This is a genomic window from Mesorhizobium sp. M0598 (assembly GCF_040320865.1).
GTDB lineage: Bacteria > Pseudomonadota > Alphaproteobacteria > Rhizobiales > Rhizobiaceae > Mesorhizobium.
The window spans coordinates 41,677-60,050 of record NZ_JAMYQL010000032.1 but is presented as its reverse complement, the minus strand read 5'-3'; the positions used below and the strand labels follow the sequence as shown (position 1 = coordinate 60,050).

Below are 18,374 nucleotides of genomic sequence, written 5' to 3'. Positions count from 1 at the left end.
GCGCTCTCAGGCGGCGCGGGCGGCAAGCGGCGCGGCGATCAGTCGGATACCGTCATGGCCGGCGATATCAGCCTCGACGATGTCGCCCGGAGCGCCGGCAGAGACCGCGGCCAGCGTAAACCCTTCGGTGCGGCCAAGGCCGTCACGCTCGACCAGGATCGACTGATGCGTTCCAGCGAGCGAGGCAAGATGGCGGCGATAGGCGGCCTCGCCGGCGGCGCGCAGGCGTGCCGCGCGTTGCTTGACGACGTCGCGGCGGAGCTGCGGCATGCGCGCGGCGGGCGTGCCCTGGCGCGGCGAAAACGGGAAGACGTGGAGATGCGTCAGGCCGCATTCCTCGACGATCTCCAGCGAGTTTTCGAACATGGCGTCCGTCTCGGTCGGGAAGCCGGCGATGATGTCGGCGCCGAAAACAATGCCGGGGCGCAGTTTGCGCACATCCTCGCAAAAGCGGATCGACTGGTCGCGGCTGTGCCGGCGCTTCATCCGCTTCAGGATCATGTCGTCACCCGATTGCAGCGACAGATGCAGATGCGGCATCAGCCTCGGCTCGGTGGCGATGGCGTCCAGCAGATCGTCGTCGGCTTCGATCGAGTCGATGGAGGAAAGCCGCAGGCGTTTCACGTCTGGCACCTGCTTCAGGATGGTCTTGACCAATTTGCCGAGCTTCGGGGCGCCCGGCAGATCGGCGCCAAAACTGGTCATGTCGACGCCCGTCAGCACGATCTCGGCATAACCATTGCCGACGAGTCGCTTGATCTGCTCGACCACGGCGCCCATCGGCACCGAGCGCGAATTGCCGCGACCGTAGGGAATGATGCAGAAGGTACAGCGGTGGTCGCAGCCGTTCTGCACCTGGACAAAAGCGCGCGCCCGGCCCTCGATGGCGTCGACCATGTGGGCGGCCGTCTCGCGCACCGAAAAGATATCGTTGACGCGCGCCTTCTCAGTGTCGTTGACGCCGAAATCCGGCAGCGCGCGATAGGAATGCGCCTTCAGCTTTTCCTCATTGCCGAGGACGAGATCGACCTCGTCCATGGCGACGAAATCCTGCGGGCCGGTCTGCGCGGCGCAGCCGGTAACGATGATGCGGGCAGCCGGGTTCTCACGGCGGGCTTTTCTGATCGACTGCTTGGCCTGGCGTACAGCCTCGCCGGTGACGGCGCAGGTGTTGAAGATGATGGCACCGCCTTCGAGCCCGCCGAGGCCCGCACTTTCGGCTTCACGCCGCATCACCTCGGATTCATAGGTGTTCAGCCGGCAGCCGAAGGTGACGACCTCGATACCCTTGTTGCCAAGAGGAGCCATCAGGCGGCGCTTTCGGTGTCGCGCGCCCACGCCCCGGTCGACGGATCGAAGCTGCCGGAAAATTCCCATTCGGCGGCACCGGTCAGGATGACGTGGTCGTCGTCGCGCCACAAAACATGCAGCGAGCCGCCGCCGGGCGTCATCAGCGTGACGCCGCGGCCGGTACGCCGGGTGCGGGACGCGGCGACCACAGCGGCGCAAGCAGCCGTGCCGCAGGCCTTGGTCAGGCCGGCGCCGCGCTCCCAGGTGCGGATGGCCATGGTCTCCGGCGAGGTCACCTGCGCGATGGTGATGTTGGCGCGCTCGGGGAAGATCGGGTGGTTTTCGAGCAGCGGGCCGAAGCGCTCGAGCTCGTACGACCAGACGTCGCGGTCGACCCAGAAGATGGCGTGCGGATTGCCCATCGAGACGACCGACGGCGAATGCAGCACCGGGGCATCGATCGGGCCGATCTGCAGCTCGATCATGCGGGTGTCGCGGAATTCCTCGGCCAGCGGGATGTCCTGCCAGCCAAAGCGCGGCCTGCCCATGTCGACCGAGATCATTCCGTCGGCATGTTCCTCGGCATTGAGGATGCCGGCGACTGTTTCAAAGGCAAATGTCTTCTGGCCGGTCTCGGCGGCGAGCGCCTGGACGACACAACGCATGCCGTTGCCGCAGGCTTGCGCGCTGGTTCCGTCGGAATTCAAGATGTCGATGAAAAAGGCGGTGCCCGGCGTCCTGGGGTCGTGGATCGCCATGATCTGGTCGAACCTGGTCGCCGCATCGGCATTAAGCGCGACGGCTGCCGCAGGCGTCACGCGATCGGCACGGCCACGCATATCGGCAACGATGATTTCGTTGCCGATGCCGTTCATCTTGGCGAAAGGGGCCGCGCTTGCCATCGATCGAAAGGTCTCTTGCCGGTTTGGCGCCTATATGGCGGATAGCGGCAGAAATTACCAGCGCGGCGTGATTTTCAGGTCACCGCGAATACGCCAAGCACGATCAGCAGGAAGATGATCAGCACGATGCCGATGAGGATGCGGGCGCCGGTGGCGGCGGCTCCGGCCAGAGCCGGCATGCCGAGCAGGCTCGCCGCGGCCGCGACAATCAAAAGAATGATGATCCACCTGATCATGAGATTACCTCGCAGCCGACAGGTTTGAACACGTACAAACGCTTCAGCGAGGCCTTGGGTTCCGCCGGCGGTGGCTGGGGCGGGTCGGAGAACCCGGCTGGGATATGCAGCTACGGATGCAATGTGTCATAGTATTGAATGATCCAAACGACGTGTTAGCTGGCACATGAGCTGCGGCCGGCGGATAGGAAAGTCGGGACTTGCATATTTGAGTCTCGACGGCTTGGTAAAATATCCAATGACCGAGCGTTGGGACACAATCATTATTGGTGGCGGCCAGGCGGGGCTCGCCATGAGCTACTATCTTCAACAACATGAACGTGAGCATGTTGTGTTGGAACGCGCTCGTATTGCCGAACGCTGGCGGACGGAGCGTTGGGATTCGCTCCGATTTCAATTCATCAACCAGGCAATAGAGCTTCCTGGGCTTTCTTATCAGGGCCCCGAACCGGAGGGGTTCGCCCATCACACCGCTGTCACGCGATTCATCGAGCACTATGCGGCCAAAATTGCAGCTCCGGTTCGCCAGGGTGTCGAGGTCACGAGGCTCCGGCACAGGGATACCGGCGATTATGCATTGGAGACAAACACCGGCAGCATGAGAGCCCGCAATGTCGTAGTGGCGACGGGCCCGTTCCAGCGTTCGATGGTACCGGCAGCCGCCAGGGATTTGCCTCGATCCGTTTACCAGGTTCACGCTTCGAACTATCGCAGCCCCGACGAACTTCCCCCCGGAGCGGTGCTGGTGGTGGGCAGCGGCGCATCTGGAAGCCAGATAGCCGATGAGCTCCAGCAATCCGGGCGCAATGTCTATCTTTCGGTCAGCCCCCATCGTCAGGTGCCTCGGCGCTATCGCGGCAAGGATGTTTTGTGGTGGTTCGACAAAATGGGACGTTTCGAGATCACCATCGACAGTTTCCCGGAGCAGCGGTATCCCCCCTCGACGGTCGTAACCGGTGTCAACGGCGGTTACGATATGAACGTCCGCCGTTTTGCCCGCGATGGCGGAACGGTGCTGGGACGTGTGCTCGGATGCGCCGATGGAAAACTGTTGGTGGCCGCTGATGCCTCCCAGATATTAGCTGAAGCCGACAAATCCTATGACGATTTTGTTTCCGCTGCGGAGGCGTTGGCAGAGAAACGTGAAGTCTCGGACCATATCAGCGATGGCAATGAACACTCAGTAACCCCAATCCTGGCGGAAGTCGGCGGTGCCCGGTCAATGGATATTAGCAGCGAGAACGTCAGCTCGGTTATCTGGGGGACGGGATACCTCTTCGACTACAACTGGATAGATTTGCCAATTTTCGGTTCGCGCGGTGCACCCGTTCAACAGCGTGGCGTGACGGCTTTTCCTGGCCTGTATTTTCTTGGCCTCCATTGGATGCACACCTTTGGCTCCGGCCTTCTCTCATATGTAGGCCGCGACGCCGCCCACATAGCCAGGTGTATGGAAGCCTTGGGTTCGCCTGCGCCGTCAGGCCGGTCGCCGCGCTAGACCGCCGGCACGTCCCAGACTTCGCCCGGCCGCAAGGCGCGAAAACGTTGCCGCGGCAGGCCGGCAGCATCGAGCGCTTCGCCGAGCTTTCTGGGCGGCTCGTCGATCGGCTCGTTGGTGAGCCGGAACGTGCCCCAGTGACAGCCGGCGGCATAGGCGGCGTTGCACAAAAGCATGCCTTGCACCGCCTCCTCCGGATCCTGGTGATGTGGCGCCATGAACCAGCGCGGCTCGTAGGCGCCGATCGGCAGGATGGCGAGGCGGAACCCGCCGTGCTTTTGCGCCATCAGCCGGTAATTGATGCCACCGTGGAAGCCGGTATCGCCGGCGAAATAGATCTTTGCGTCGGGTGTCTCGACGACGAAACCCGCCCACAGCGCCATGCGCCGGTCGCGAGTACCGCGGGCCGACCAGTGGTGCACCGGCTCGACATAGACGGCGACGCCATCGCCGATATCGACCCGGTCGCCCCAGTCATGCGCGGAAAGCCGCATACGGGGCACGGCAGCGCCGATGATCGTGTCGTTGCCGAGCGGCGTCAGCAGCAGCGGGTCGTGTCTTGTCTTCAGGCGCTTCAGCGTGGCGAGGTCAAGATGGTCGTAATGGTTGTGGCTGACCAGCACGAGGTCGATCGGCGGCAAATGCGAAAAGGCGATGCCCGGCGGATTGACGCGTTTCGGACCGGCGAAGGAGAGCGGCGAGACGCGTCGCGACCAGACCGGGTCGGTCAGGATGTTCAGGCCGGCTGTCTGGACGAGCAGCGAGGAATGACCGACCATGGTGAGGCGCAGCGCAGAACCATCGATGCGCTCGACCGGTCTTGCCGGTGGAAACGGGCTCGGATCCGCCGCCGGCCATTTCGAGCGCTCGCGGCTCAATTGCCATTTCAACAGATCGGCAAAGCGACCCGGCGGCCGTCCGTTGGGATTGAAGAACAAGGTGCCGTCGAAATGATCGCTGGGCGGCCCGCTGTAATAGCGGTTGGCGGCTCTCTTTCTCGCGGCCAAGAAATCGGCTCCCTGCAGTTTGCTGATCCCAAGAGATAATGCTGGAGCCGGCCCGCACAAGCATTTGAGGTGAACGCCAAGGATTTGGCGCCAGCGCGCCGTATCGAATCAACCGGAGGTGTCGGCCAAACGGCCAAGGCGTAACGCAATTCAGGCAATGTGCATTTTGCGACAAATTTGCAACATTACCGGCGCAAACCGTATTTTAACCATATCGGGTTGAAATTTCGCCACCTTCGCCATCTTGGTGAGGGGGACATTGCGCGGACGGCACCCCCAGCCCGATCCGACGGAGGTTGAAGAATGAAATTTTCGAAAACCGGCCTGCTGGCCGTATCGCTGGCCGTGCTCGTTGCGAGCGGCTGTTCAACCTCACGGTTCTCATCGATGGACGAGCAGCAGCCGGCGCCGCTGGAAGCTGCGCCCGCCGGCAAGGTGACTGCAAACCAGCTGCCGCCACCGGCGACACCCGGCCCGGCCGACCCGTCGAAATTTCCGACCGCGCCGCAGAACACGCAGGTCGCCTCGCTGCCGCCCGACGGGACGGCGCCGGCCGGTGCGGCCGATCTGACCGCCTCCAGCGTCGCCGGTGTTTGGAAGGCAAGCGTGTCCGGCCAGAGCTGTCAGGTGGCGACGCCGCAGACCAAATTCGGTTCGGGCTACCGCGCCGGACCGCTGCATTGCCCGGCGCCGCTCGATGGCATCAAATCGTGGAACGTCGCCGGCAAACAGCTGACGCTCTTTGACGAGAATGGCGGCACGCTGGCACGGCTCTATTCTTCGGGCGGCGAGAAATTCGACGGCCAGACTTCCAACGGCCTGCCGATCTCGCTTACAAGGTAAGAGAACGGCCCCCCATTGTTACGCAATTCCGGACAGAAAACCGCTACACACTTTTCTTGGAATTGCTCTGGAACGACGTGACCAATGCATCTGCGTGACGGCCTCCAGACCCATGCGACCGTCAAGCAGCGCTATGACCATCTGGTCGAGACGGGCGCCATCGGGCGCGATCCGGCGCAGGAGCGGATCGCCGCTGCGCTCGACCGGCTGATCGAAGAGATATCGGCAAAGCGGCTGGCGCAGAAATCAAGCGCGCTGGGGTGGTTGTTCGCCCGCAAGCGCGAGGTGCACGAGGCGGTCAAGGGCCTTTATATCCATGGCGGCGTCGGCCGCGGCAAGACCATGCTGATGGACATGTTCTTCGAGCTGCTGCCGGTGCGGCGCAAGCGCCGGGTGCATTTCAACGACTTCATGGCCGACGTGCAGGACCGCATCCAGAAGCACCGGCAGGCTCGCAAGAACGGCACGGCCAAGGAGGACGACCCGATCCCGCCGGTGGCGCGCGCGCTGGCCGAGGAAGCCTGGGTGCTATGCTTCGACGAGTTCTCCGTCACCGACATCGCCGATGCGATGATCCTGTCAAGGTTGTTTTCGGCGTTGTTTGCCAATGGCGTGGTGCTGGTTGCCACTTCCAATGTCGCGCCGCAGGATCTCTACCGCGACGGCCTGAACCGTCAGTTGTTTTTGCCGTTTGTCGCCATCCTGGAGCGCCACGCGCAGGTGCTGGCGCTTGACGCCGACAAGGATTACCGCCTCGACAAGCTCAGCCGCATGCCGGTCTACGTCACCCCGGCCGATGCCGCCGCCGACCATGCGCTCGACGACGCGTGGGCGGTGATGACGCATGGCAGGCCGACGGCCGAGACGATGCTGACGGTGAAGGGCCGGCACGTCGTAGTGCCGCGTGCTGCCGGCGAGGCGGCGCGTTTTTCCTTCGCCGATCTCTGCGAGAGGCCGCTCGGCGCCCGCGACTATCTGGCCATGGCCAGCCGTTTCTCGACCATCTTCATCGACCATGTGCCGGTGCTCGGCGAAGGCAAGCGCAACGAAGCCAAGCGCTTCATCCTGCTGGTCGATACGCTCTACGATCATCATGTACGGCTTGTGATGAGCGCCGCGGCACCGCCGGCGCAGCTCTATACGGCCAAGCGCGGCAACGAAGTCTTCGAGTTCGAGCGCACCGCATCGCGGCTGATCGAGATGCAGAGCCACGACTGGCTGGAGGACTGGGCGGAGAGGCAGAGGGCGCAGGGATGATCGACGGAGGCACGGCAGGCACAGGCGTGAGGGATAGTACCGAAGGTGGCGCTGCCGCCGGCGCCTATAATTGATAAACATACATGACCAACCCCTCAGCCGGCCCATGCGGCTCTTTTCGCGACTCGTAAAATGCGCGAGCAGCAACATTGTCCGGCTCGGTGCCGACCCACGCCTCCTCACAGCCATGCTCGCGACCGAGTGCGAACATGGCGCCGAGCATCCTCGTCGCAATGCCCTGGCGTTGAAAGGCCGGCGCCACGCCGACCTCGTCTATGTAGAGTTCGCTCACTTTGTCCGGGTGGCGGTGGATGACGGCTGCGCATTGGCCAACGACGATGCCGTCGGCGAGGGCCACGACCATGAAATGACAGGGCTCCGCGAGATAGGCGGAGAGCCGATCCGGCCTGACCGGCTCGTCGAAGACTTCATCGGCAACCCGCATCACAAGGGCGTCATCGTCAGGAAACAGCCTTCTGATTTCCAGTGCCATTGTGTAGAATTCCTCTAGTCGGCTTCAGAATTTTGACGTTTACGTAATTCCCATTGTTTCTAACCGATTGAAATTACTCACTCCAAAATAATCGTTTGAATTTTTGTGCGGCCGGGGCTATTGCGTGCGGCGAATTTCGCGGTTCCGCAGCATTCCGGCCTCTTCCTCCGACGCCGTCATCAAATCGTCAAGGATTTGGGCGCCGTCATAGTCAAAGGGAAAACATCCTGACATGGCACGCAACAAGATAGCGCTCATCGGCTCGGGCATGATCGGCGGCACCCTCGCCCACATGGTCGGCCTCAAGGATCTCGGCGACGTCGTGCTGTTCGATATCGCCGAAGGCATCCCGCAAGGCAAGGGGCTGGACATCGCGCAGTCGTCGCCGGTCGATGGGTTCGATTCGAGGCTGACCGGCGTCAACGACTATGCCGGCATCGAGGGCGCCGATGTCTGCATCGTCACCGCCGGCGTGCCGCGCAAGCCCGGCATGAGCCGCGACGATCTTCTAGGCATCAATCTGAAGGTAATGGAGCAGGTCGGCGCCGGCCTCAAGAAATACGCGCCGAAAGCCTTCGTCATCTGCATCACCAATCCGCTCGACGCCATGGTCTGGGCGCTGCAGAAGTTTTCCGGCCTGCCCAAGAGCCATGTCGTCGGCATGGCCGGCGTGCTCGACAGTTCGCGCTTCCGTTATTTCCTTGCCGAGGAATTCAAGGTCTCGGTCGAGGACGTCACTGCCTTCGTGCTCGGCGGCCACGGCGATTCCATGGTGCCGATGATCCGCTATTCGACGGTTGCCGGCATCCCGCTGCCCGACCTCATCAAGATGGGCTGGACCTCGAAAGAGCGGCTCGACCAGATCGTGCAGCGCACCCGCGACGGCGGCGCCGAGATCGTCGGCCTGCTCAAGACCGGCTCTGCCTTTTATGCGCCGGCCGCCTCGGCCATCGCCATGGCCGAAGCCTATCTCAAGGACAAGAAGCGGGTGCTGCCCTGTGCGGCGTACCTCTCCGGCCAATATGGCGTCAAGAACACCTATGTCGGCGTTCCCGTGGTGATCGGCGCCGGCGGCGTCGAGCGTATCATCGAGATCGAGCTCGCGAAGAGTGAGCAGAAGATGTTCGACAGTTCGGTCGCGGCGGTGCAGGGCCTGTGCGATGCCTGCGTCAAGATCGCTCCGCATCTCGCGGCCAAGTAAGCCGGCAACCAAGCCCGCCAAGCAAGCTGGAGACATAGCGCATGAACATCCATGAATATCAGGGCAAGGCGCTGCTGAAGGGCTTTGGCGCACCGGTGGCCGAGGGCGTGCCGGTGTTCAAGGCGAGCGAGGCGGAAGCTGCCGCCAAGGCGCTGCCCGGCCCGCTCTATGTGGTCAAGAGCCAGATCCATGCCGGCGGCCGCGGCAAGGGCAAGTTCAGGGAGCTCGGCGCCGATGCCAAGGGCGGTGTCAGGCTGGCGAAGTCGGTAGCCGAGGTCGTCGCCAATGCCAAGGAGATGCTCGGCCATACGCTGGTCACCAAGCAGACCGGCCCGGCCGGCAAGCAGGTCAACCGGCTCTATATCGAGGACGGCGCCGACATCGAGCGCGAGCTCTATCTGTCGATCCTGGTCGACCGCTCGGTCGGGCGCGTCGCCTTCGTCGTCTCGACCGAGGGCGGCATGGACATCGAGGCGGTCGCCCACGACACGCCGGAAAAGATCATTACCGTCGCCATCGACCCGGAAAAGGGCGTGACGGCCGACGATGTGAAGAAGCTCAACGCCGCACTGAGGCTCGACGGCGACGCCGCCAAGGATGGTGCCACGCTGTTCCCCATCCTCTACAAGGCCTTTGTCGAGAAGGACATGAGCCTGCTCGAGGTCAACCCGCTGATCGTCATGAGGAGCGGCCGGCTGCGCGTTCTCGACGCCAAAGTGTCGTTCGACAACAATGCGCTGTTTCGCCACCCCGACGTGCTCGAATTGCGCGACACCACCGAAGAGGACGAGAAGGAGATCGAGGCGTCGAAATACGACCTCGCCTATGTCGCGCTCGACGGCAATATCGGCTGCATGGTCAACGGCGCCGGCCTCGCCATGGCAACGATGGACATCATCAAGCTTTATGGCGCCGAGCCCGCCAACTTCCTCGATGTCGGCGGCGGCGCGTCGAAAGAAAAGGTGACGGCGGCGTTCAAGATCATCACCAAGGATCCGGCGGTCAAAGGCATTCTGATCAACATCTTCGGCGGCATCATGAAATGCGACATCATCGCCGAGGGCGTCATCGCCGCGGTCAAGGAAGTCGGGCTGCAGGTGCCGTTGGTGGTACGGCTCGAAGGCACCAACGCCGAGCTCGGTAAGAAGATCATCAACGACAGCGGGCTAAATGTTGTGTCGGCCGATGATCTTGATGACGCAGCCAAGAAGATTGTCGCGGCCGTGAAGGGGTAAAGGGCAGTCGATGATTTCGACCCGACTTCTGTGCGCAATTGGGTTCGGCTGTCTGGCCGTTCCATCGCAATCAGAAGAGATTTCGGATGCAGTCGTGCTCTATGAGAATATTTGCATAGCGTCTGACGGTGATTTGATGAGAAGCGAGCAATTGGCTCTAGAGAATGGGTTTTCAATCCGTTCGAACGATTTCGGCATAAAAACCTATGTTCGCGACCGATCCGGAAACCTCTCTAGGCCTTTTGTGACCCTGAGGTCTGCGAGAACAGATGGAAGTGGTCCTGCGATAGGTGTTTGCGAGGTTTTTGGAACTACGACTCGGATATCAGAGTTCGATAGCTATGTCCGATCGCAAGGTTTGGTCGAAGTACCAAAAGAACAAATTATTGACGATCTGCCGGACCAAACCTTGATGCGGCTTTTCGTAAGCAAAGAATGTGAGACTTCGGTTCAAAACGACGGAAAGTGCCGTTTTGTCGGAACGATAAGCGACCAGCCGCTGGATGGTAAGCTGACAGGAGTTTTTCGTTTCGGGTCTAATTCTCCGCATCATGGGGTCAGTCCGGAATGACCCGCGACCAAATTTCGAGCGAGGATGACGGCCCTCAGCGTGAAGGAATGAGCCTGTGCCTCCGCACAAGATAAACCTCGTCGAGGCGGCGGATCAGAAGATCAAGAAGGTCTTCGACCCGCATATCGCCGGCGACGTGAACGACAGCCAGGTCAAGATCGCCAAGTTCGGCGACGTCTTCGATTGGCACGCGCATGACAATGAGGACGAGGCCTTCCTGGTGCTGCGCGGCCGCATCGCCATCGATTTCCGCGACGGCACGGTGGAGCTTTCCAGCGGCGAATTCATAGTCGTGCCGCGCGCCGTCGAGCACCGGCCGCGCTCGCTAAGCGAGGAGCCGGTGGTGCTGATGTTCGAGCCGGCAACGACGCTCAACACCGGCAATGCCAAAAGCGACCTTACCGTCGCCGAGCTGAAGCGGTTGTGACCATGAGCGCGCGGCCTTCCCCGATCAACGGTTTTTGAAAAGGACCACCATGTCCATTCTCGTCGACAAGAACACCAAGGTGCTGGTGCAGGGCCTGACCGGCAAGACCGGCACGTTCCACACCGAACAGGCGCTCGCCTATCACGGCACAAAGATGGTCGGCGGCATCCATCCCAAGAAGGGCGGCGAAACCTGGACCGGCGCCAAGGGCGAGGCACTGCCGATCTTCGCCACCGTAGCCGAAGGCAAGGCCAGGACCGGCGCCAACGCTTCGGTCGTCTACGTGCCGCCGGCGGGTGCTGCCGAAGCGATCCTGGAAGCGATCGAGGCCGAGATCCCGCTGATCGTCTGCATCACCGAGGGCATACCGGTGATGGACATGATCAAGGTCAAGGCGAGGCTCGACCGTTCGACGTCGCGGCTGATCGGGCCGAACTGCCCCGGCGTGCTGACCCCCGACGAATGCAAGATAGGCATCATGCCCGGCAACATCTTCCGCAAGGGCTCGGTCGGCGTTGTTTCCCGCTCGGGAACGCTTACCTATGAGGCGGTGTTCCAGACCACCAATGTCGGCCTCGGCCAGACCACCGCCGTCGGCATCGGCGGCGATCCGGTCAAAGGCACCGAGTTCATCGACGTGCTGGAGATGTTCCTCGCCGACGACGAGACCAAGTCGATCATCATGATCGGCGAGATCGGCGGCTCGGCCGAGGAAGACGCCGCGCAGTTCCTCAAGGACGAGGCAAAGCGCGGCCGCCGCAAGCCGATGGCCGGCTTCATCGCCGGGCGCACCGCACCGGCGGGCCGCACCATGGGCCATGCGGGCGCGGTCATCTCCGGCGGCAAGGGCGGCGCGGAAGACAAGATCGCGGCGATGGAATCGGCCGGCATCAAGGTTTCGCCGTCGCCGGCCCGGCTCGGCACGACGCTGGTCGAGGCGATCAAGGGTTAAGAACGTGAGCAGCCGAGCTTTCGAATGCCGATGAGCAGAACATGGAAGACGAGAAGCGCATCATCCTATGCATACCCGGCCCTTGGGAAGACAGGTCGGCTTTCGTACGCGCCGTTGCAGAGGCGTCGATGCCTTCAGCTGACTACGTGGCTGCGGGGATGATCGTGATGCACGGCCCGAGCAAAGCTGCGTTCGAATTTGATTTCTGCGATCGCGACGAGAATATGACGAGAGCCTTCGCCGGCGCCGGCCTCGCCAACAAGCTCGGCAAGGATGTCATCGACAAAATCGGCTCGCACAAGAGCGTCGTCTATCTGCTTTCCAAGGCCCTGCAAACGAAGGAAACATCGATTTCCATCGCAAAGGCGGCAGCCCATCTGATCAAGGCCGGTGGTCTGGGCGTGAAGGTCGAAACGGCCGGAAAGGCATTCTCAGCGGATCAATGGCTTGAAGAGACAAACGGCGGTTTTGTTGAGATCTACGGGCTGATGGTTCTGGATTCCGTCTCGGACGGCATGACTACCTACAGCTGCGGTATGCGTAATCTGGGGCTTTGGGATTCTATCGTTTCAGGTGACGAATTTCAGTCTGCCGTCAAGCTGCTTCGCGGCTTCAACATGTATCAACTTTACGAAAGCCCCGAGCTTTTGGCCGGTCAGACGTTTGGACTGGAAGCAGGCGCACCGCGATATCGTTTGAGTGTGGAAACGCAGCAGCCCGACGCGGACCACAATCTGTATGCAAACCCTTTTGGCATGTGGCGGCTTAGCCGCGTGGTTGCGCATTAGGGATAGGGAGAACGGAGCAGCACTCCGCTAGGCAAAATGGCACGACAAGATCAGACCAACGACCAATTCTCGCTTACCTCTTTCCTCTATGGCGGCAATGCCGACTATATCGATGCGCTCTATGCCGCCTATGAGGACGATCCCGCTTCCGTCGATCCCGAATGGCAGGACTTCTTCGCGGCGCTGAAGGACGACGCCGGCGATGTGCGCAGGAACGCCAAGGGCGCTTCGTGGGCCAAGCCCTCCTGGCCGATGCAGGCCAATGGCGAACTGGTCTCGGCGCTCGACGGCAATTGGGGCCTGGTCGAAAAGCACATCGAAAAGAAGGTCAAGGACAGGGCCGTCGGCAACGGCGCAGCGCTTTCCGACGCCGACGTGCATCAGGCGACGCGCGATTCCGTCCGCGCCATCATGATGATCCGCGCCTTCCGCATGCGCGGCCACCTGCACGCCAATCTCGATCCGCTTGGCATTGCCAAGCCGCTCGAGGATTATAACGAGCTGTCGCCGGAGAATTACGGCTTCACCGAAGCCGACTACGACCGGCCGATCTTCCTAGACAATGTGCTCGGGTTGGAATTCGGCACCATCCGGCAGATGCTCGATATCCTGACCCGGACCTATTGCTCGACGCTCGGCGTCGAATTCATGCATATTTCCGATCCCGAGGAGAAGGCCTGGATCCAGGCTCGCATCGAGGGCACCGACAAGGAGATCTCCTTCACCGCCGCCGGCAAGAAGGCGATCCTGCAGAAGCTTGTCGAGGCGGAAGGCTTCGAGCAATTCATCGATGTCAAGTACAAGGGCACCAAGCGCTTCGGCCTCGATGGCGGCGAGTCGCTGATCCCGGCGCTGGAGCAGATCATCAAGCGCGGCGGCCAGCTCGGCATGAAGGAGATCGTGCTCGGCATGGCGCATCGCGGCCGGCTGAACGTGCTGTCGCAGGTGATGGCCAAGCCGCACCGCGCCATTTTCCATGAGTTCAAGGGCGGGTCCGCCGCGCCCGACGAGGTCGAAGGCTCGGGCGACGTGAAGTACCATCTCGGTGCCTCGTCGGATCGCGAGTTCGACGGCAACAAGGTGCATCTGTCGCTGACTGCAAATCCTTCGCATCTGGAAATCGTCGACCCGGTGGTGATGGGCAAGGCGCGCGCCAAGCAGGACTATCTGTTCGGTCGCAGCCGCGAGGAGATCGTGCCGCTGGAAGAGCGCGCCAAGGTGCTGCCGCTGCTGTTGCATGGCGACGCGGCCTTTGCCGGCCAGGGCGTGATTGCCGAAATCCTCGGCCTGTCGGGACTGCGCGGTCACCGCGTCGCCGGCACGCTGCATTTCATCATCAACAACCAGATCGGCTTCACCACCAACCCGCGCTTCTCGCGCTCGTCGCCCTATCCGTCCGACGTGGCCAAGATGATCGAGGCGCCGATCTTCCACGTCAACGGCGACGATCCGGAAGCGGTGGTCCATGCCACCAAGGTGGCGATCGAATTCCGCATGAAGTTCCACAAGCCGGTGGTGGTGGACATGTTCTGCTATCGCCGGTTCGGCCATAATGAGGGCGACGAGCCGGCCTTCACCCAGCCGATCATGTATCGCAAGATCCGCAACCAGAAGACGACCATGCAGATCTATGCCGACCGGCTGATTTCCGAAGGCCACATCACCCAGGCCGAGCTCGAAAAGGTGAAGGCCGATTGGCGGGCGCATCTCGAGCAGGAATTCGAGGTCGGCCAGCATTACAAGCCGAACAAGGCCGACTGGCTGGACGGCGCCTGGTCCGGCCTGCGCTCGGCCGACAACCAGGACGAACAGCGGCGCGGCAAGACCGCGGTGCCGGTCAAGACGCTGAAGGAGATCGGAAAGAAACTGACCGAGGTGCCGAAGGATTTCGAGGCGCACAGGACGATCATCCGCTTCCTCGACAACCGCCGCCAGGCGATCGAGTCCGGCGAAGGCATCGACTGGTCGACGGCCGAGGCGCTGGCCTTCGGCGCCATCCTGCTCGACGGCAATCCGATCCGGCTGTCCGGCCAGGATTCGGAGCGCGGCACCTTCTCGCAGCGCCATTCCGTGCTCTACGACCAGCGCGACGAGACACGCTACATCCCGCTCAACAATCTGTCGGCGGCGCAGGCCGGCTTCGAGGTCATCAACTCGATGCTGTCGGAAGAGGCCGTGCTCGGCTTCGAATATGGCTACTCGCTGGCCGAGCCGAAGGCGCTGACGCTGTGGGAAGCGCAGTTCGGCGACTTCGCCAACGGCGCCCAGGTGGTCTTCGACCAGTTCATCTCGTCGGGCGAGCGCAAATGGCTCAGAATGTCGGGCCTCGTCTGCCTGCTGCCGCATGGCTACGAAGGCCAGGGCCCCGAGCATTCGTCGGCCCGGCTCGAGCGCTTCCTTCAGCTTTGCGCCGAAGACAATATGCAGGTCGCCAACGTCACGACGCCGGCCAATTACTTCCACATCTTGCGCCGGCAATTGAAGCGGGACTTCCGTAAGCCGCTGATCCTGATGACGCCGAAGTCGCTGCTGCGCCACAAGCGGGCGGTATCGACGCTGCCGGAGATGTCGGGCGAAAGCGCCTTTCACCGGCTGTTGTGGGACGATGCCCAGCTGCTGTCGGGCCAGGCCATCAAGCTCACCAAGGATTCGAAGATCCGCCGTGTCGTGCTCTGTTCGGGCAAGGTCTATTACGACCTCTACGAGGAGCGCGAGAAGCGCGGCATCAACGACATCTATTTGCTGCGCGTCGAGCAGCTCTATCCGTTCCCGGCCAAGGCGCTGATCACCGAACTGTCGCGCTTCCGCAATGCCGAGATGGTGTGGTGCCAGGAGGAGCCCAAGAACATGGGCGCCTGGTCGTTCATCGATCCGTATCTCGAATGGGTGCTGGCGCATATCGACGCCAAGCATCAGCGGGTGCGCTATACCGGCCGGCCGGCGGCCGCCTCGCCGGCGACCGGATTGATGTCGAAGCATCTCGCCCAGCTTGCCGCCTTGCTCGACGACGCGCTTGGTGAATAGAACAGAACCGAAAGAAACGGACAGGCACAATGGCAACCGAAATCCGCGTCCCGACACTTGGTGAATCCGTCACCGAGGCAACCATCGGCAAATGGTTCAAGAAGGTCGGCGACGCGATCGCCGCCGATGAGCCGCTGGTTGAGCTCGAAACCGACAAGGTGACGGTGGAAGTGCCGGCCGCCGCCGCGGGCACGCTCGCCGAGATCGCCGTCAAGGAAGGCGAGACGGTCGGCGTCGGCGCACTGCTCGGCACGATTTCGGCAGGCGCCGGCGCGGCAGCCAATGCCGCCGCCGCTCCGGCAACGAAGCAGGATGCGGTGTCGCAGGCTTCGGCTCCCACCGCAGCCTCGAGCGTCAAGCAGGCCGCTGCCGAGACGGCCAAGATCGCCGGCGACGCCGGCGCAATCGAGACGCGCACGATGCCGCCGGCACCGTCGGCGGCAAAGCTGCTGGCCGAGCACAATCTCGCAGTCGACCAGGTGTCGGGCTCGGGCAAGCGCGGCCAGGTGCTGAAAGGCGACGTGCTCGACCTGATCGCCAGGGGCGCGCCGTCGCAGCCGGCAGAAATGCCGAAGGCCGCGCCTGTACCGGCACCCGTTGCCGCGCGCGCGCCATCCTCGGCCGACGATGCCTCGCGCGAGGAGCGCGTGCGCATGACCAAGCTGCGCCAGACCATCGCGCGCCGCCTCAAGGAAGCGCAATCGACCGCCGCCATGCTGACCACCTTCAACGAGGTCGACATGAGCGCGGTGATGGCGCTCCGAACCAAATACAAGGACGTGTTCGAGAAGAAGCACGGCGTGAAGCTCGGCTTCATGGGCTTCTTCACCAAGGCCGTCACCCATGCGCTGAAGGAGATCCCGTCGGTCAATGCCGAGATCGACGGCACCGATATCATCTTCAAGAACTACGCTCATATCGGCGTTGCCGTCGGTACAGAGAAAGGCCTTGTCGTGCCGGTTGTGCGCAATGCCGACCAGATGTCGATCGCCGAAATCGAGAAGGACATCGGCAGGCTGGGGCTTGCGGCGCGCGACGGCAAGCTGTCGGTTGCGGATATGCAAGGCGGCACGTTCACGATTTCCAACGGTGGCGTTTACGGGTCGCTGATGTCGACGCCGATCCTCAATGCGCCGCAGTCGGGCATTCTGGGTATGCACAAGATCCAGGAGCGGCCGATGGTGGTCGGCGGCCAGATCGTCATCCGGCCGATGATGTATCTGGCGCTGTCCTACGACCACCGCATCGTCGACGGCAAGGAAGCGGTGACCTTCCTAGTGCGGGTCAAGGAAAGCCTGGAGGATCCTGAGCGGCTGGTGCTCGACCTCTAGGGGCGGCCGACGTGAGCCGGAGCATGGATCTGCGCCGCCGGATGAATTCGTCTCGTTTCCGGTCCGGTTTGTTTGTCACAATCTGCGCACTCGGCGTGCAGACGGTCTCCGCCGCGCACACCGCCTGCCCGCTCGAGCTCGCCGTCTATGGCGATCCTGAGAACGCCGCCGAGATCGATTTCAGGCCGACCGGCGAGTCGGCCGCCGTCACCAACAGCTTCAAGATGGTGCTCGACAAGGGCGTCGTGCTCGACGGCATCGTCATGTGGACGGAGGGCGTGGCGCGGCCGCATGGCTCGCTGATGTACAAATGCCCGGCCGGCGACGTCACCGGCGACGAGCTCGCCGCCTGCACCGTGTGGGAGGGCGTCATCTACACTGCCGACGACCAGGGCAATATCGCGTTGCTGCCGGGCGAAGGAAAGGATGCGCCGAAGAAGCTGATCCTGCCTGATCTGGGAGCGTCGCTGCAGATGTCGGCGGCCTATGGCGCCAACGGCTTTTCCAAGGTGCCCTGGGACGTCTTTGCCCTGAAGGGATGTCAGGAATGAGCGCGAGCGGAAAAATCCTGCTGGTGACCGGCGGCAGCCGCGGCATTGGCGCCGCTACATGCAGGCTTGCCGCCAAGGCCGGCTATCGCATTGCGGTCAATTACGCGTCGAATGCAAAAGCCGCCGAAACGGTGGTCGCCGACATCGAGGCTGCTGGCGGAGAAGCCTTCACAATCAAGGCCGATGTCGGCAGCGAGACGGACGTATTGGCCATGTTCGAGGCTGTCGATGGCCGTTTCGGTCGGCTCGACGCGCTCGTCAACAATGCCGGCGTGGTCGACCAGAGCGCGCGCGTCGACGAGCTTAGCGCTGCAAGGCTGGAGCGCATGATGCGCATCAATGTGATCGCGCCGATGCTTTGCGCCCGCGAGGCGGTGAAGCGGATGTCGACCAGGCATGGCGGCAAGGGCGGCGCCATCGCCAATGTTTCTTCGATCGCGGCAAGGCTTGGCGGGCCGGGTCAATATGTCGACTACGCCGCCTCGAAGGGCGCGATCGATTCCTTCACCATCGGGCTTGCCCGCGAAGTGGCCGGCGAAGGCATTCGTGTCAACGCGGTCAGCCCGGGCATCATCGACACCGAAATTCATGCCTCTGGCGGTCAGCCGGATCGCGCCGAGAGAATGCGCAAGGTGGTGCCCATGCAGCGCGTCGGCACCGCCGAGGAAGTCGCAGCCGCAATTCTCTGGCTGCTGTCGGACGAGGCGTCCTACACAATAGGCGCCAATCTGGAAATCGGCGGCGGCCGCTAAAGCAAAAGGGACAGTA

Annotated in this window: 18 protein-coding genes; 13 read left to right on the top strand and 5 right to left on the bottom strand. The window is 62.5% G+C overall.

Annotation, left to right across the window (positions count from 1 at the left end):
* Positions 1-6: 6 nt before the first annotated feature.
* From mtaB to NKI59_RS28080, 3 genes are all read right to left on the bottom strand, one after another.
* Positions 7-1,308, bottom strand: coding sequence for a tRNA (N(6)-L-threonylcarbamoyladenosine(37)-C(2))-methylthiotransferase MtaB (gene mtaB / locus NKI59_RS28090; RefSeq protein ID WP_031212717.1), 1,302 nt, complete (start codon positions 1,306-1,308; stop codon positions 7-9).
* Positions 1,308-2,192: a diaminopimelate epimerase gene (gene dapF, locus NKI59_RS28085; protein WP_352707999.1), complete on the bottom strand. Its 885-nt coding sequence runs from the start codon at positions 2,190-2,192 to the stop codon at positions 1,308-1,310. The genes mtaB and dapF overlap by 1 nt, the downstream gene beginning before the upstream one ends.
* A gap of 74 nt (positions 2,193-2,266) precedes the next feature.
* The gene (locus tag NKI59_RS28080; RefSeq protein WP_352456340.1) at positions 2,267-2,428 is read right to left on the bottom strand and encodes a DUF1328 domain-containing protein; all 162 of its coding nucleotides are present in this window, start codon (positions 2,426-2,428) and stop codon (positions 2,267-2,269) included.
* A 238-nt stretch (positions 2,429-2,666) separates the two neighbouring features.
* Here NKI59_RS28080 and NKI59_RS28075 point away from each other — a divergent pair, with 238 nt between their 5' ends.
* The gene (locus NKI59_RS28075; protein ID WP_352707997.1) at positions 2,667-3,926 is read left to right on the top strand and encodes a flavin-containing monooxygenase; all 1,260 of its coding nucleotides are present in this window, start codon (positions 2,667-2,669) and stop codon (positions 3,924-3,926) included.
* On the opposite strand, the gene NKI59_RS28070 is transcribed toward NKI59_RS28075, so the two are convergent.
* Positions 3,923-4,933, bottom strand: a complete 1,011-nt coding sequence (locus tag NKI59_RS28070) for an MBL fold metallo-hydrolase (protein ID WP_352707996.1) — start codon at positions 4,931-4,933, stop codon at positions 3,923-3,925. The two genes, NKI59_RS28075 and NKI59_RS28070, sit on opposite strands and share 4 nt — an antisense overlap.
* A gap of 303 nt (positions 4,934-5,236) precedes the next feature.
* Here NKI59_RS28070 and NKI59_RS28065 point away from each other — a divergent pair, with 303 nt between their 5' ends.
* Entirely contained in the window at positions 5,237-5,776 is a 540-nt protein-coding gene (locus NKI59_RS28065; RefSeq protein ID WP_023679800.1) for a protease inhibitor Inh/omp19 family protein, read from the top strand.
* Between the two features lie 84 nt (positions 5,777-5,860).
* Positions 5,861-7,033, top strand: a complete 1,173-nt coding sequence (gene zapE, locus NKI59_RS28060) for a cell division protein ZapE (protein WP_352707994.1) — start codon at positions 5,861-5,863, stop codon at positions 7,031-7,033.
* A 64-nt stretch (positions 7,034-7,097) separates the two neighbouring features.
* Here the strand turns inward: zapE and NKI59_RS28055 are convergent, their stop codons facing one another.
* Complete coding sequence (locus tag NKI59_RS28055; RefSeq protein WP_352707993.1) at positions 7,098-7,526, bottom strand: GNAT family N-acetyltransferase; 429 nt, start codon at positions 7,524-7,526, stop codon at positions 7,098-7,100.
* 232 nt (positions 7,527-7,758) lie between these two features.
* On the opposite strand from NKI59_RS28055, the gene mdh reads away from it, so the two are divergent.
* The 10 genes from mdh (at position 7,759) to NKI59_RS28005 (ending at position 18,358) form a co-directional block, all read left to right on the top strand.
* Positions 7,759-8,727: a malate dehydrogenase gene (gene mdh, locus NKI59_RS28050; RefSeq protein WP_292660644.1), complete on the top strand. Its 969-nt coding sequence runs from the start codon at positions 7,759-7,761 to the stop codon at positions 8,725-8,727.
* A 41-nt stretch (positions 8,728-8,768) separates the two neighbouring features.
* Positions 8,769-9,962: an ADP-forming succinate--CoA ligase subunit beta gene (gene sucC / locus NKI59_RS28045; protein WP_352707992.1), complete on the top strand. Its 1,194-nt coding sequence runs from the start codon at positions 8,769-8,771 to the stop codon at positions 9,960-9,962.
* Between the two features lie 94 nt (positions 9,963-10,056).
* Positions 10,057-10,533 (top strand): hypothetical protein, encoded by a 477-nt coding sequence (locus NKI59_RS28040; protein ID WP_352707990.1) that lies wholly within the window; start codon positions 10,057-10,059, stop codon positions 10,531-10,533.
* 55 nt (positions 10,534-10,588) lie between these two features.
* Positions 10,589-10,960 (top strand): cupin domain-containing protein, encoded by a 372-nt coding sequence (locus tag NKI59_RS28035; RefSeq protein WP_023679793.1) that lies wholly within the window; start codon positions 10,589-10,591, stop codon positions 10,958-10,960.
* Between the two features lie 49 nt (positions 10,961-11,009).
* Complete coding sequence (gene sucD, locus NKI59_RS28030) at positions 11,010-11,912, top strand: succinate--CoA ligase subunit alpha (RefSeq protein ID WP_352623528.1); 903 nt, start codon at positions 11,010-11,012, stop codon at positions 11,910-11,912.
* Positions 11,913-11,953: 41 nt separating this feature from the next.
* On the top strand, positions 11,954-12,700 hold the full coding sequence (locus NKI59_RS28025; protein ID WP_352707989.1) for a hypothetical protein: 747 nt from the start codon (positions 11,954-11,956) through the stop codon (positions 12,698-12,700).
* A 36-nt stretch (positions 12,701-12,736) separates the two neighbouring features.
* Complete coding sequence (locus NKI59_RS28020) at positions 12,737-15,724, top strand: 2-oxoglutarate dehydrogenase E1 component (RefSeq protein WP_352707988.1); 2,988 nt, start codon at positions 12,737-12,739, stop codon at positions 15,722-15,724.
* 29 nt (positions 15,725-15,753) lie between these two features.
* Positions 15,754-17,055, top strand: coding sequence for a 2-oxoglutarate dehydrogenase complex dihydrolipoyllysine-residue succinyltransferase (gene odhB, locus NKI59_RS28015; protein ID WP_352707987.1), 1,302 nt, complete (start codon positions 15,754-15,756; stop codon positions 17,053-17,055).
* Positions 17,056-17,078: 23 nt separating this feature from the next.
* Complete coding sequence (locus NKI59_RS28010) at positions 17,079-17,606, top strand: hypothetical protein (RefSeq protein WP_352707986.1); 528 nt, start codon at positions 17,079-17,081, stop codon at positions 17,604-17,606.
* Positions 17,603-18,358, top strand: a complete 756-nt coding sequence (locus NKI59_RS28005) for an SDR family oxidoreductase (RefSeq protein WP_352707985.1) — start codon at positions 17,603-17,605, stop codon at positions 18,356-18,358. The genes NKI59_RS28010 and NKI59_RS28005 overlap by 4 nt, the downstream gene beginning before the upstream one ends.
* The last annotated feature ends 16 nt before the right edge of the window (positions 18,359-18,374 follow it).

Coding starts and splice junctions, on each gene's coding strand:
- mtaB (WP_031212717.1), bottom strand. CDS start 1,308: ATGGCTCCTCTTGGCAACAAGGGTATCGAGGTCGTCACCTTCGGCTGC.
- dapF (WP_352707999.1), bottom strand. CDS start 2,192: ATGGCAAGCGCGGCCCCTTTCGCCAAGATGAACGGCATCGGCAACGAA.
- NKI59_RS28080 (WP_352456340.1), bottom strand. CDS start 2,428: ATGATCAGGTGGATCATCATTCTTTTGATTGTCGCGGCCGCGGCGAGC.
- NKI59_RS28075 (WP_352707997.1), top strand. CDS start 2,667: ATGACCGAGCGTTGGGACACAATCATTATTGGTGGCGGCCAGGCGGGG.
- NKI59_RS28065 (WP_023679800.1), top strand. CDS start 5,237: ATGAAATTTTCGAAAACCGGCCTGCTGGCCGTATCGCTGGCCGTGCTC.
- zapE (WP_352707994.1), top strand. CDS start 5,861: ATGCATCTGCGTGACGGCCTCCAGACCCATGCGACCGTCAAGCAGCGC.
- NKI59_RS28055 (WP_352707993.1), bottom strand. CDS start 7,526: ATGGCACTGGAAATCAGAAGGCTGTTTCCTGACGATGACGCCCTTGTG.
- mdh (WP_292660644.1), top strand. CDS start 7,759: ATGGCACGCAACAAGATAGCGCTCATCGGCTCGGGCATGATCGGCGGC.
- sucC (WP_352707992.1), top strand. CDS start 8,769: ATGAACATCCATGAATATCAGGGCAAGGCGCTGCTGAAGGGCTTTGGC.
- sucD (WP_352623528.1), top strand. CDS start 11,010: ATGTCCATTCTCGTCGACAAGAACACCAAGGTGCTGGTGCAGGGCCTG.
- NKI59_RS28025 (WP_352707989.1), top strand. CDS start 11,954: ATGGAAGACGAGAAGCGCATCATCCTATGCATACCCGGCCCTTGGGAA.
- NKI59_RS28020 (WP_352707988.1), top strand. CDS start 12,737: ATGGCACGACAAGATCAGACCAACGACCAATTCTCGCTTACCTCTTTC.
- odhB (WP_352707987.1), top strand. CDS start 15,754: ATGGCAACCGAAATCCGCGTCCCGACACTTGGTGAATCCGTCACCGAG.
- NKI59_RS28010 (WP_352707986.1), top strand. CDS start 17,079: ATGGATCTGCGCCGCCGGATGAATTCGTCTCGTTTCCGGTCCGGTTTG.
- NKI59_RS28005 (WP_352707985.1), top strand. CDS start 17,603: ATGAGCGCGAGCGGAAAAATCCTGCTGGTGACCGGCGGCAGCCGCGGC.